A 13055-nucleotide genomic window follows, 5' to 3' on the forward strand; every position below is an offset into this window, starting at 1 on the left:
GTCAATGAGCGTAATTGGCGGACCACTGCTCAAGTATGGCGTGGTAGGGTTTGATGAAGTGCTCTTCGGCGAACCGACCTTGTTCAATCGCCAGTCGGCTGCGCTCTTCGCGATCATAGACAATGCGCGTCAATGAATAGTCCTGGTGCTGCAAGCTGGGCAGATAGGACCTTCCAGCGACCGCGTTCGCGTTGTAAATCTCGGGGCGGTAAATCTTCTGGAAGGTGTCCATCGTGCTGATGGTGCTGATGAGTTCAAGGTTGCTGTAATCACCCAGCAGGTCGCCGGTGAAGTAAAAAGCCAGCGGCGCAACGCTGTTTGGCGGCATGAAGTAGCGAACCTTCAAGCCCATTTTCTTGAAGTACTCATCCGTCAGCGAATACGCGTCTTGCTGGTACTCGACCCCCAGTACTGGGTGCTGGTTTTCAGTGCGCTGATAGGTTTTGCTGCTCGAAACGCTCAGGCAAATAACCGGTGGCTTATTGAAATGCGCTTTGTAGGCCGCTGAGTTCACGAAGCACTGGAACAGTTTTCCATGCAGGTCGCCGAAATCCTCTGGCGTGCTGAAGGTGGGCCGGCCTTTGTTGTGGGCCAGCAAGCGCACGCTGAAATCATAATCGCGCACGTAGGACGAGAAGTTATTGCCGACAATGCCATCGATACGCGTGTTGGTTTTTTTATCAATGACGGTCGTTTTAAGTAGTTCGATCAGTGGTAGGGCCGGGTCACCGCTTTCAGCATCGAGGTTCATCTCAACCGAAATGATCTCCAGCGCAACCGTGTAGCGATCGCCTGTGGGGTTGTCCCAATGCGCCAGTGCATTGAAGTGATTGTCGATCATCTTCAAGGTGTTGCGTAAATTCGCTTGGCGGCTGGTGCCTCTCGCCAGGTTGGCAAAGTTGGTGGTGATGCGCGTGTTGTCCGAGGGCTGGTAGTGCTCATCGAAACAGACGCTCTTGATAGCAAAAGCAAGCGTGTTGTTCATGTTGGTGCGGTGCCTTAATCCCTTAATTGTTCAGTGCACCAGAGCTTCCCGGTGCGTTTACGCAGTGTGGGCTTCGCCAGGTAACCTGCGAGCCGGCGCAAAAAACGATAGGGGGATTTTCAGGCGTGAAGGAGTATGAGGCAATCTCATTGTTTTTGAGATGAACGTTATTTTTCCTCATGATTGGAGGGTGCCAGCGACGCACCGCCGTCGCCCTGCGGCTGCGGCGTCTGCTACCTGCTCAAAATGACCAGTACACGAGTACTGCACACAAAGGCGCAAGCTGCCAAAGGCCGTTGGCAGCTTGCGCCCCTATCAGCAGGGTTGAACCGCCAATCGGTTACTCACGTTACGCCCCAGCACCAGCACCGTCGCAAAACCACAACCTACCAGTGCCGTGGCCAAGCTCAGCAATACTGCGGTGCCCAACTGGTCGACGATCTGCCCACCGAAGAACGAGCCCAAGGCAATGATCACCTGGAACATGGCGACGAACAGTGGCATGCCGCGTTCGACATCCTTGGGTGCCACGACAAACATCCAGATACTGGCGCACGCCGGGAAGGCGCCGAAGGCGAAGCCCCACAGTGCGATCAGCATCGCCGCGCCGGTCATGCCGGTGGCAAAGTAGGGGAACAGCGCGGTGCTGACGCCAGTCATAAGCGCAACCAGCATCAGGGTATGACGGACGCTTCGGTTGGCGGCGAAGCCGGCGAAAATGTTGCCGATGACGCCCGCAACGCCATAGAGCAGCAGCAACGAACCAATGGTCGGCCCATCGAAGCCAGCGCTTTGCTTGAAGAAGGGCGCGACATAGGTGTAGGCGGCAAAGTGCGCCAGGCCAATCAGCAATACCGCGATCAAGCCAACCCGCGCCTGCGGATTGATGAACAGGGCCGGCAGGTCACTGATGCGAATGGCCTTGTCTGGGTTAAGCCGCGGCAACAGCAGGATCTGCGCCAGCAGCACCGGCACGCCCACCAACGCGGTCACCAGAAACGTCATGCGCCAGCCCATCAGGCCACTCAACCAGGTGCCCACGGGCACACCCAGGACAGTGGCTAGAGTTACACCGACCATGATGATCGACGTGGCCTGCGCAACGCCCACACCCTTGGGCGCCAGGCGCCCGCTGAGGGCAATGGCCGTCGCCCAGAAGCCGCCGATGCTGATGCCCAGCAGCACACGGCCGAACAGCAGCAGGTTGAAGTCGCTGGCGTAGGCCACCACCGCGTTGGCGATGATCATGATCAGCGTCAGGCCGATCAGCAGGTAACGACGGTCCAAGGCGCCAATGCCTACAGACAACAAGGGGGCGGCGAGGGCGGCCATGATGCCGGGCAGGGTAACCATCAGCCCGGCCTGGCCGGCGCTGATGCCCAAGTCGCTGGCGACATCGTTGAGTACGCCTACTGGGAGAAACTCGCTGGTCACCAGGGCAAAGGCACCCACCGCGACCGAAAGAATCGCCAGCCACTGCTGTTTGACGCTTTGTTGATTATGTTCGGGAAGGCCGCTAGGGGCCTGGCTGTCGCTTGGCATGGTGCTGGGTTCCAAGGGGGAGTCGCCAGAAAGACGAGGAGGAGGGGGAAATTGGAGGCGATTATACGGGTGAGGGTGGGCAACCACACAGGCGCGCGGCTTGATAGTACTCATCAGTGAGATCGATGAAAGGTGCTGCGCAGAGCGGCGGCGGCAGGCTGATGGGGGGCGTGACTGTGGTTTTGGATTTTTCTGCCAATACACCTCAAGACCGATAATGGTTACGCGAATTGGTTGAAGCCGCCGAGGTTTGACATTGTGTCCACTACATCGAGGTGGATGATGACACCTGTCGAGGCAGGTTGGTTGGGTGTCAGCTATGGGTCGAAAGCAGCCCTTCGCGAGTGGCCACTGACGACCCATAGCTGCCTCTCGCGAAGGGCCGCAATGGCCAATAGCAGTCACTTTGCGGTGAGTCTAGGATACAGCGTTCATGCTTTTCGCAATCCGTTGATCAAGCCGAGGTCAAGGCGATCTGCCAGCAATCCATAGTCATCTACTTTTTACAGCATTTGAGACTGATTTGATCCTCACGTTCTAAAACTGCCAGGTCTTAACGTCCGTTCTTGCCGAACCTGGCAGCAACGCCCGCGAACGCGACAGGCAATCCTACCTACCTTTGGACTGGGGGCTCCTCTGCGCGACAGCGCAGCCTTAGGTCGCCAAAGCGTTCAACCAGGGCCGCCAACCGCCGAAGCTGCTGATGTCCTGCGCCCCCTCAAGCCCCGCACCTTCGCAGATGAATCCGGTCTCCCAGCGTCCATCGGCCAGTTGCACCTTGCCCAACCCCAGCGGCGCTGGGATGCCATCGAGGAACGAGCCCAGCTCGGCACTGGCCAGCTCCCAAACCTCCACTGCGATCGCCACCCCCTGCTGCGGCACCCGCACCATGCCCGGGCGCTGCACCGGGCCGCCGGCCAAGGCGTACAGGCGATAGTGCGGTGCGCTCTGGGTCGTTTCGAGCAGGCGGCCGCCGCGTTGGGTCAACTGCCCGTTCAGTGCCAGCCCGGCCAGGTGCGCACCGCACACCACCACCCGCGCGCGATCATGCCGAGCTGGCCTGCCCAGCGCCGCCCCACCTTGGTAGGCGTGGGCCAGGCTCAGCAGGTACTGGTCGGTGAAGGCTCGCCCGAACAGGGTGATGCCCCACGGCAGGCCGTCGGCCATGTTGGCGCTGGGCACGGCCACGGCGGCGTAATCCAGCAGGTTCATGAAGTTGGTGTAGTAGCCCAGCTCGGCATTGCGAAGCACCGGCTCCTGCGCAAGCTCGCGCAGGGTGACCGGGCGGCCGATGGTCGGGGTCAGCACGCAGTCCAGGCCAGTCATCAGCCGATCGCACTCAGCCTTGAGCTGCTGCAGGCGGTACTGGGCGCGGAAGGTGTCCACCGCGGACACCTCCGGCGCCTTGGCCAGCACGGCGTGGATCACCGGCAACACGGCTTCGGGCTGCTGGCGGGCCAGGGCGCCGACCACGCTGTAGCGCTCGGCCACCCATGGGCCCTCGTAGAGCAGGCGGGCGGCTTCGAGGAAGGGCGCGAAGTCCAGGGGCACGGCCACGCCACCGATTGCTTGCAGACGCTCGACTGCCGCTTGGAACAGCGCGGGGCCTTGGCTGCAGCCGTAGAACTCCAGATGCTGGGCCGCCGGTACACCGAAGCGGAACGGGCGGATATCGCCAAAGCTGCTGGCGGCGTTCCAGGCCGGATTGGCGCGGCTGTATTCGTCAGCCGGGTCGAGCTGCGCGAGCAGTGCCAGCAGCTCGCTGGCCTCGGCAGCCTCGTGGGTGAAAGTGGTCACACAATCCAGCGTGCGGCAGGCCGGCACTACGCCTGCGGTGCTCAGCAGGCCCTTGCTCGCCTTGAGCCCGACCAGGCCATTGAGCGCCGCTGGCACGCGGCCGGAACCGGCGGTGTCGGTGCCCAGGGCGAAGCTCGCCAGGCCCAGGGCCACGGCCAGCGGGGAGCCTGCGCTGGAACCGCCGGACGGATAGTCCGGATGCACGCTGTTGCGGCAGGCGCCGTAGGGCGAGCGGGTGCCGTTGAGCCCGGTGGCGAACTGATCAAGGTTGGTCTTGCCCAGCGGCACGGCGCCCAGTTCGATCAGTTGCTGCACAACGGTGGCCGAGCGTTCGGGCACATAGATAAACGCCGGGCAGGCGGCGGTGGTGGGGACACCGGCCAGGTCGATGTTGTCCTTGATGGCGAACGGCACGCCGTACAGCGGCAGATCCTCAGGCGTGCGTGCTTCCAACGCGACTAGATAGGGCTCCAGCTCATCGGTGCTGAGCAGGTGGATGAACATCCGGAATTGCGGGTTCAGCTGTTCGGCTTGCGCGCGCACGGCCAGGATCAGTTCGCGAGGCGTGGTCTGGCCGCTTGCGTAGCGGGCTTTCAGCACGTTCAGGCGCAGGTCTTGTTTCATGCAGGTTCTCCTTCGGTCTGTTCGGCTTGCACCACTACGATCACTTGCCCGGCGCGCACCGCGGTGCCTGGCTCCACGCGGATCTCGCGCACAGTGCCGGCGCAGGTGGCCTGCACCGGGATTTCCATCTTCATCGACTCGAGTACTACCAGGGTGTCGCCGGGCGCGACCTGCTCGCCGAGGGCCACCTGGACTTGCCAGAGGTTGCCGGCGATGGGGCTCTCCACGCCGTTGTGGCCGGGGGCCAGCGACGGCTCGTCGGACACCGGGGCGTTGGCCTCGGTGCTTTCGAAATGAGCCTGGCCAGTTTCCAGCCAGCGTTGGCGCTCGGCGGCGAAGGCCGCCTGCTGCTGCGCGCGGAAGGCGTCGATGCCCTCGGCCTGTTCGGCGAGGAAGGCCTGGTAGTCGGCCAGGCGCAGGCGGCTGTGCTCGATGCGCAACGGGAAGCGGCCCAGCGGAAAGTCTCGGCGGATGCCCAGCAGCTCTTCGGCGCTCACCGGGTAGAAGCGGATCTGGTCGAAGAAGCGCAGCAGCCACGGCTTGCCGTCGAACGCCTCCACCTGGCGGTAGCGGTTCCACATCTGCAAGGTGCGGCCGACGAACTGGTAGCCGCCGGGGCCTTCCATGCCGTACACGCACATGTAGGCGCCGCCGATGCCCACCGAGTTCTCGGCGGTCCAGGTGCGGGCCGGGTTGTACTTGGTGGTCACCAAGCGGTGGCGCGGGTCCAGCGGGGTGGCCACCGGCGCGCCCAGGTATACATCGCCCAGGCCCATCACCAGGTAGCTGGCCTCGAACACCGTGCGCTGCACTGCATCCAGGTTCGGCAGGTCGTTGATGCGACGGATGAACTCCAGGTTACTCGGGCACCAGGGTGCATCCTTGCGCACGGTGGTCATGTATTTCTCGATGGCCAGCTGGCAGGCCGGATCGTCCCAGGAAAGCGGCAGGTAGACTATGCGCGAAGGCACTTCCAGGTCTTGCGCGGTGCACACGGCGGCCCACAGCTCGGTCACCACCGCCAGCATTTGCGTCAGCGCCAGGGTTTCTGGCTGGTAGTGCACCTGCAGCGAGCGGATGCCTGGGGTCAGGTCGATGACCCCGGGCAGCGCCCGGGCCTCCAGCGCCTGCATCAACGCGTGGCCACGGAAGCGCAGCACCAGGTCCAGCTCGGCGGCGCCGATTTCCAGCAGCAGGTGGGTGTCGCCGGACAGTCGCGCGACCAGGCGCGTATCGTCCTGGCCGATGTCCAGCACGATGGGCGATTGCAGCGGGCCGGCCGCGGCGGGCACGTACTCGACCACCGGCAGCGCCGCCAGGCGGCGGGCTTCGGCCAGGTCGACAGGCACGAAGCGCAGCTTGTCGCCGGCCTTGAGCTGGCCCAGCTGCCAAAGGTCGGCCTCGATCACCGTGACCGGGCAGACGAACCCGCCCAGGCTCGGGCCGTCTGGGCCGAGGATCACCGGCATGTCGCCGGTGAAGTCCACCGCGCCGATGGCGTAGGGGTTGTCGTGGATGTTGGAGGGGTGCAGGCCGGCCTCGCCGCCGTCTTCGCGCACCCACTCAGGCTTGGGCCCGATCAGGCGCACGCCAGTGCGGCTGGAGTTGAAGTGCACTTCCCAGTCGGTGGCGAAGAAAGTTTGGATATAGCCTTCGGTGAAGTATTCCGGCGCACCGTGGGGGCCGTAGATCACGCGGATCTGGCGGGTGGCCGCCAGATCTGGCTGGGCGGGCAGGGTGGCGCCGCTGCTGCGGTCAGCCAGCGGTGCCAGGTGCAGGATGTCGCCGGCGCGCAGGGCGCGGCCGGCATGCCCGCCGAACTGACCGAGGGTGAAGGTGCTCTTGCTGCCTAGGTAGTCCGGCAACTGGATGCCGCCGCGCACGCACAGGTAGCTGCGCGCGCCGGGGCCGGCGATGGCGCCCATCGCCAGCACGCTGCCGGGGCTGATCGCAAGTGCGGTGTTCAGCGGCGCAGGCTGGCCGTCGAGGGTCAGCGGCAGGTCGGCGCCAGTCACCGCCACCACGGCGTGGGTGTTGAAGCGCAATGTGGGACCGGCCATGGTGATCTCAAGCCCGGCGCTGCCTTCGGCGTTACCCAGCAGCCGGTTGCCCAGGCGCAGCGCACGGCTGTCCATGGGCCCTGAAGGCGGTACGCCCACGGCCCAGTAACCGAGGCGGCCGGGGTAGTCCTGCACGCTGGTCTGGGTACCGCCGCTGAGCACTTCGAAGGTTTCGGCGCGGTAGACCAGGCCTTCCAGGCAACGGGTCCAGGGCATGCCGCTGGCGAACGGGCCGTCGGCGAGGATCTGGCGCAGGTAGTCGCGGTTGGTCTGCACCCCGTACAGCGCGCTGTGCGCCAGGGCGTCGTCGAGCTGGCGGCAGGCCTGCTCACGGTCGTCGGCCCAGGCGATCAGCTTGGCGATCATCGGGTCGAAGTACGGCGGGATCTCGCAGCCGGCCTCGACCCAGGTGTCGATGCGCAGCGCCTGGCCATCGGCAGGCGGGAACTCGACGCAGGTCAGCAGGCCTGGGCTTGGCTGGAAGTCCTTGCCAGGGTCTTCGGCGTACAGGCGCGCCTGCACTGCGTGGCCGCGCGGGCGCAGGCCGGCACGCAGGCTGTCGAGCGGCGGCAGGTCGCCGGCGGCCAGCTGGATCATCCAGGCCACCAGGTCGACGCCCCAGACCTGCTCGGTGACGCCGTGCTCCACCTGCAGCCGGGTGTTCACCTCCAAGAAGTAGAAGCGCTGAGCCTCGCTGTCGAAGACGAACTCGACGGTACCGGCGCTGCGGTAGTTCACCGCCTTGGCCAGCTTGATGGAGGCCGCGCACAGGGCTTCTGCCATACCGGCGGGCAGGTTCGGCGCTGGGGTTTCCTCAAGCACCTTCTGGTTGCGCCGCTGCACCGAGCAGTCGCGCACGCCTAACGCCAGAACGTCGCCCGCGCCGTCGCCGAACACTTGAACTTCCAAGTGGCGGGCACGCTGGATGTACTTCTCGATAAATACGCCGGCGTCGCTGAAGTTGTTCTGGCCCAGGCGCTTGACCGTCTCGAACGCCTCGCGCAGTTCATCGGCAGCGCGGCATACGCGCATGCCGATGCCGCCGCCTCCGGCGGTGCTCTTGAGCATGATCGGGTAGCCCACCTGCTCGGCGGCGCCCAAGGCGTCGTCGAGGCTGGCGAGCAGGTCGGTGCCTTCGAGCAGCGGTACACCGTGCTGTCGGGCCAGGGCACGGGCGGTGTGCTTCAGGCCGAACACTCGCAGTTGCTCGGGCGTCGGGCCGACGAAGGCGATACCGGCGGCCTCGCAGGCCTCGGCGAAGGCGGCGTTCTCGGACAGGAAGCCATAGCCTGGGTGGATGGCCTGGGCGCCGCTCGTCTTGGCGGCGGCGAGGATCTTGTCCACCACCAGATAGGTGTTGGCGGCCGGGCCGTCACCCAGGCTCAGGGCCTGGTCGGCTTCGAGCACATGGTGGCTGGCGAGGTCGGCTTCGGAATAGACCGCAACGCCTTTTACGTCGAGCGCACGTAAGGTGCGCAGCACTCGGCAGGCGATGGCGCCACGGTTGGCGACCAGCAAGGATTCGAACATGACAACGTCCCCCGGAGGCGAATGGCTGCCTCGGCTGGGTTGCGGGTCGTCCCGCAGTTTCACGGCTGCCCCGGGGTCGTCCCCAGGCAGGCACCAGGATTACTGGCGAGCGCGCGTAGCTGGTGGCGCTGGCGGGTCTGCGCGCAGCAGGCCGGCACGGAAGGTCAAAGCGTTGAACAGCGCCGGGCGCAGGCGTTGCAGCAGGCGAGTCAGTCCCATATCAGCAGCTCCGCAGGGGTGGGGTTGTAGCCGTTGCAGGGGTTGTTCAACTGCGGGCAGTTGGAGATCAGCACCATCACGTCCATTTCGGCGCGCAGCTGCACGTACTTGCCCGGCGCCGAGATGCCGTCCTCGAAGGTCAGGCCGCCCTCGGGGGTGACCGGCACGTTCATGAAGAAGTTGATGTTGGGGCTGATGTCGCGCTTGCCCAGGCGTCCGTCGTGGCAGCAGGCGCGCAGGTAGTTGTCGCGGCAGCTGTGCATGTAGCGCTTGTCCAGGGCGTATCGCACGGTGTTGCTCTCCTGGGCGCAGGCGCCGCCGAGGGTGTCGTGGCGGCCGCAGTTGTCCTCGGTGATGGTCAGCATCGGCCGGCCGAGGTTGGAGTACAGCACGCTGCCGGCCCCCAGGTAGACATTGCCCTGGTTGCGCAGGGTGCGTTGCACGTCGTAGCGCTCGCGGGGGTTGGCAGTGCTATAGAACAGCGTGTCGACGGCCTGGTTGCCTTCCAGGTCGAGAATGCGCACGGTCTGCCCGGCCTTGACTTCGGCCAGCCACGGCTCGCCGGCGGGGATGGTTGAGCGCGATACGACGCGTTCGGGCTGCAGGGTTTGAGTCATGGTCCAGGTCCTCAGGCGAACAGGCGACGGGTGTTGATGAAGCCGCGCTCGTTCTCCGGGTGCGAGGTGCGGCAGTGCTCTGCGACGCTTTCGTCGGCGTGGCTGAAGGTCAGTTGCACCGGTTTGGGCGCGTAATCCGGCGCCGGGTCCATCGGGTGTTGCAGGGCGGTGATGACGAACAGCGTGTCCATGGGGGCGTACAGCTCGATGTAGTCGCCGGCCTTAGCATTCCCCGGGGCAAAGTGCAGCGCACCGTCGGCGGCAACGTCGACCCGGCTGAACAGGTTCAGGGGCATGGTCAGGTCGGACAGTTGCATGCCCCACTTGCCCATTTCCACCAGCAGGTTGTCGGTGCCGTTGCGCAAGAACCCGTTGCGCAGTTCCTGGTAGCGGCCTTCGCCGTATTTGGCTCGCACTTCGCGTGCGTTGAGCACGCCGCCGATGCTGTCACTCCAGCCGCAGGAGTCGTGGGTGATGGCCGCCAGCACCCGGCCCATGTCCGAGTACAGGCAGTGGCCGGCGGTGAGCTTGGCGGTGTGCTGGCACTTGAGGCTGTCGGGCAGGTTGAGCCGTTCGCTCTTCTCGTTGGCGTTGAACAGCATCAGGCTCAGGTTGGCGCCGCCTTGCAGGTCGGTGAAACGCACCAGTTGCCCGCGCTTGAGGACGAAAGACAGGTGGCCGCCGCCGGGCAGGTGTTCTTCGGCAAAGGGTTGCGGATCGGTCATGGTCAGTTTCCTGGTTGCGGTTGGAGGATTGGCCCCGGCGCGGCCACCGGGGCCTGCTGGCGGGTGCTGTTGAGCGGCAGGTCGTAGGTGACCCGCGAGCCGAAGGCGTAGGGCGCGTGGGGGTCGACACGGGTCTTGTCGAACACCAGCAGGCGGGTGCCGAGGTTGAAGCCTTCGCTGAGGTCGTGGGTGACCATGAACACGGTCAGCCGGGTTTCCTGCCACAGCTCCAGCAGCAGCGTGTGCATGTCCTTGCGAATGCCCGGGTCGAGGGCGCCGAACGGCTCGTCGAGCAGCAGCACCTTGGGCTTCATCAACAGTGCCTGGGCAATCGCCAGGCGCTGCTGCATGCCGCCGGACAGTTGCGCCGGGTACTTGTCCAGGGCGTGGCCCAGGCCTACCCGGGTCAGCAGGGCGGCCGCCTGCTCGCGGGCGGCGCGCTTGCGCTGGCCGAGCAGGCGCCCGAGCAAGGTTGCGTGGGGCATCTCCAGGCCAAGCGCGACATTGTCCAGCACGTTCAGGTGCGGGAACACCGAATAGCGCTGGAACACCACGCCGCGGCTGGGGTCGGGCTCGGCCGCCAGCGGCTGGCCGCCGAGCAGGATCTGCCCGCGCGATGGCCGCTCCTGGCCCAGCAGCAGGCGCAGGAAAGTGGACTTGCCGCAGCCCGAGGCGCCGACCATGGTGCAGAACTCGCCCTCGGTGATGCTCAGGTTCAGGCCTTCGAGCACCACGTGCTCGCCGTACTGCTGCCAGACGTTGCGTACTTCGATGTAGCTCATGGGCGACCCCCTTCGTACCAAGGGAAGGCCCGTTGGGTCAGTTGCTTGAGCGACCAGTCGGTGAGCCAGGCCAGCAGGGTGATCCAGGCCACGTAGGGCAGTATCATGTCCATGGCCAGGTAACGGCGCACCAGGAAGATCCGGTAGCCCAGGCCGTCTTCCGAGGCGATGGCTTCGGCGGCGATCAGGAACAACCAGGCCGAGCCCAGCACCAGGCGCAGCGAGGTGAGCAGGCGCGGCGCCAGTTGCGGTAGCACCACGCGCAGGATGTAGGTCCACGTCGAGGCGCCCAAGGTCAGCGCCTTGATGCGCAGTTCGGCCGGAATCTCGCGGGCGCGCTGCTCAAGGTCACGGGCCAGGATCGGGGTGATGCCGATGACGATCAGCATCACCTTGGACAGCTCCCCCAGCCCGAACACGATGAACAGGATCGGCAGTAGCGCCAGTGGCGGCACCATCGACAGCACCACCATCAGTGGCGACAGCGAAGCCCCGGCCAGCGGCAGCGCGCCGGCCAGGATCCCCAGGCACAGGCCGGCCACAGCGCTGATGGCCAGGCCGCTGGCCAGGCGGGTCAGGCTTGCGGCGGTGTCCTGCCACAGCAGGTAGGCGCCGCTGCGTTTGTCCTCGGTGAAGGCGACCTGCTTGATCGCCTCGCTCATCTGCACGGCGCTGGGCAGCAACTTGTCCCGCGGGTTCTCGGCCAGGCGGTGGGCCGAGCCGAACAGGTAGGCGCACAGCAGCAGGGCAAAGGGCAGGATGACCAGCATCAGCCGCGTGGAGCGGTCCGGGTGGCGATTCAAAAGACGCATGGCGTGTGTCTCCGCTCAAAGCTTGCCGTCGGCGGCCATCTGCACGTACTGGGGGTCGAAGCGCAGCTTGAGATTGGCCTGGTCGCCGACGCTCACGTTATTGGCGAAGCTCACGCCCACTGCGTTGCTGTCTTGCGCACCGGCGCCCAGCAGGCCGTGGTCGAAGGAGAACTTGGCAACCTTTTCCATGGTCTTGGGCAGCGCGTTGCCATTGACGAAGGCCAGCGCAGCTTGTGGGGTGGCGAACAGGTAGGTGGTCGACAGCTGTGCCTCGTAGCCATCCAGGTCGGTGCCCGAGGCCTTGGCCATGTGCTCCAGGGCGGCCTTGCCGGCTGCCGACGGCTCGGCCATCAGCGCCATCACCTCGTACCAGGCACCGGTCAGGGCTTTGCCCAGCGCCGGGTTGTCGTGCAGGGTCCGGGTATTGACCACCATCAGGTCAAGGATCTCGCCGGGGATGTTGCTGGAGTCAAAGACCTGGGTTACGTCCTGGCGACTGTTGATCTGCCCAAGCATCGGGTTCCAGGTGGTCACCGCCTGGACCTGCGAGGTGTCGAAGGCGGCGGCGATGTCGGCGTCGGAGGTGTTGACCACCTTCAGGTCGCGCTCCTTGAGGCCGGCAGAGTCCAGGGCTCGGGCCAACAGGTAGTGGGACACCGACAGTTCCACCAGGTTGACGTCCATGCCCTTGAGGTCGGCGACGGTCTTACCCTTGCCCTTGAGCACCACGCCGTCGTTGCCGTTGGAGAAGTCGCCGACGATTAGCGCGGTGCTGTCGACGCCACCGGCTGCCGGGATGGTCAGGGCGTCCATGTTGGTCATGGTGCAGCCATCGAACTGGCCGGCGGTGTACTGGTTGATCGACTCGACGTAGTCATTGATCTGGGTGAGCTTGATGTGGATACCGTACTTGTCGGCCCACTTGTCGACGATGCCTTGGGCTGCGGCGTATTCCCATGGCATCCAGCCGGCGTAAATGGTCCAGCACACGTTGAAGTCGGTTTTGGGCGCGGCCTTGGCGGCGAAGCTGGTCAGAAGGACGAAGCCTGTGAGGAAAGCGGTGAGAAGGGGCTTTCGCATGGGGTGACTCCAGTTGGCGGTGGACGGACAAGGAGCAGCACGACACCCTTTGCAGTGGGTGGTCTGGCGTCTCCCGGGCTTTTATCCCGCCGTGTAACCTCAACTGGAGGTCGTCAGCTCTCGGTCCAGGCATCTGCTGTTGCAGATCGGAACCCTAGCCAACCATTTTCAAGTTTTGGTGCTTATAGCTCGCGCTACTCCCGCACGGCAGAGGTAATGCGAGATGCGTGCCAGGATGGGGGGTACGGGGGAGCCGCTGCGGGCGCGGGCGCAGCAAAGGGC

The 13055-nt window shown here is 65.0% G+C and carries 9 protein-coding genes and 1 riboswitch; all 9 genes read right to left on the minus strand.

Features of this window, described 5'->3' with window-relative positions; genetic code table 11:
• Position 1 precedes the first annotated feature (1 nt).
• A complete protein-coding gene (locus tag MFF34_RS24450) occupies positions 2–985 on the minus strand; it encodes a DUF1852 domain-containing protein (RefSeq protein ID WP_238216972.1) in 984 nt (327 codons plus the stop codon).
• A 315-nt stretch (positions 986–1300) separates the two neighbouring features.
• Complete coding sequence (locus MFF34_RS24455) at positions 1301–2527, minus strand: MFS transporter (RefSeq protein ID WP_238216974.1); 1227 nt, start codon at positions 2525–2527, stop codon at positions 1301–1303.
• A gap of 654 nt (positions 2528–3181) precedes the next feature.
• Positions 3182–4948 carry an allophanate hydrolase gene (atzF, locus tag MFF34_RS24460; RefSeq protein ID WP_238216975.1) on the minus strand — a complete coding sequence of 589 codons (1767 nt, stop codon included), beginning with the start codon at positions 4946–4948 and terminating at the stop codon, positions 3182–3184.
• On the minus strand, positions 4945–8538 hold the full coding sequence (gene uca, locus MFF34_RS24465; RefSeq protein ID WP_238216977.1) for an urea carboxylase: 3594 nt from the start codon (positions 8536–8538) through the stop codon (positions 4945–4947). The genes atzF and uca overlap by 4 nt, the downstream gene beginning before the upstream one ends.
• Before the next feature lie 209 nt (positions 8539–8747).
• Positions 8748–9374 carry an urea amidolyase associated protein UAAP2 gene (locus tag MFF34_RS24470; RefSeq protein ID WP_238216979.1) on the minus strand — a complete coding sequence of 209 codons (627 nt, stop codon included), beginning with the start codon at positions 9372–9374 and terminating at the stop codon, positions 8748–8750.
• 11 nt (positions 9375–9385) lie between these two features.
• Positions 9386–10099, minus strand: a complete 714-nt coding sequence (locus MFF34_RS24475; protein WP_238216981.1) for an urea amidolyase associated protein UAAP1 — start codon at positions 10097–10099, stop codon at positions 9386–9388.
• A gap of 2 nt (positions 10100–10101) precedes the next feature.
• The gene (locus tag MFF34_RS24480) at positions 10102–10881 is read right to left on the minus strand and encodes an ABC transporter ATP-binding protein (protein ID WP_238216983.1); all 780 of its coding nucleotides are present in this window, start codon (positions 10879–10881) and stop codon (positions 10102–10104) included.
• A complete protein-coding gene (locus MFF34_RS24485) occupies positions 10878–11693 on the minus strand; it encodes an ABC transporter permease (protein ID WP_238216985.1) in 816 nt (271 codons plus the stop codon). Before MFF34_RS24485 ends, MFF34_RS24480 begins: the two co-directional genes overlap by 4 nt.
• A 15-nt stretch (positions 11694–11708) precedes the next feature.
• A complete protein-coding gene (locus tag MFF34_RS24490) occupies positions 11709–12773 on the minus strand; it encodes a putative urea ABC transporter substrate-binding protein (protein ID WP_238216987.1) in 1065 nt (354 codons plus the stop codon).
• Between the two features lie 68 nt (positions 12774–12841).
• Positions 12842–12942, minus strand: a riboswitch (guanidine-I (ykkC/yxkD leader).
• Between the last annotated feature and the right edge of the window lie 113 nt (positions 12943–13055).

This window comes from Pseudomonas sp. PAGU 2196 (assembly GCF_022179005.1).
In the GTDB taxonomy this organism is placed as follows: Bacteria; Pseudomonadota; Gammaproteobacteria; order Pseudomonadales; family Pseudomonadaceae; genus Aquipseudomonas; species Aquipseudomonas kermanshahensis.

What these genes read in the sequence shown, in the direction of transcription:
- MFF34_RS24470 (WP_238216979.1), bottom strand. Translation starts at nt 9,374, where the DNA reads ATGACTCAAACCCTGCAGCCCGAACGCGTCGTATCGCGCTCAACCATC.
- MFF34_RS24485 (WP_238216985.1), bottom strand. Translation starts at nt 11,693, where the DNA reads ATGCGTCTTTTGAATCGCCACCCGGACCGCTCCACGCGGCTGATGCTG.
- MFF34_RS24475 (WP_238216981.1), bottom strand. Translation starts at nt 10,099, where the DNA reads ATGACCGATCCGCAACCCTTTGCCGAAGAACACCTGCCCGGCGGCGGC.
- MFF34_RS24480 (WP_238216983.1), bottom strand. Translation starts at nt 10,881, where the DNA reads ATGAGCTACATCGAAGTACGCAACGTCTGGCAGCAGTACGGCGAGCAC.
- MFF34_RS24455 (WP_238216974.1), bottom strand. Translation starts at nt 2,527, where the DNA reads ATGCCAAGCGACAGCCAGGCCCCTAGCGGCCTTCCCGAACATAATCAA.
- MFF34_RS24490 (WP_238216987.1), bottom strand. Translation starts at nt 12,773, where the DNA reads ATGCGAAAGCCCCTTCTCACCGCTTTCCTCACAGGCTTCGTCCTTCTG.
- MFF34_RS24450 (WP_238216972.1), bottom strand. Translation starts at nt 985, where the DNA reads ATGAACAACACGCTTGCTTTTGCTATCAAGAGCGTCTGTTTCGATGAG.
- atzF (WP_238216975.1), bottom strand. Translation starts at nt 4,948, where the DNA reads ATGAAACAAGACCTGCGCCTGAACGTGCTGAAAGCCCGCTACGCAAGC.
- uca (WP_238216977.1), bottom strand. Translation starts at nt 8,538, where the DNA reads ATGTTCGAATCCTTGCTGGTCGCCAACCGTGGCGCCATCGCCTGCCGA.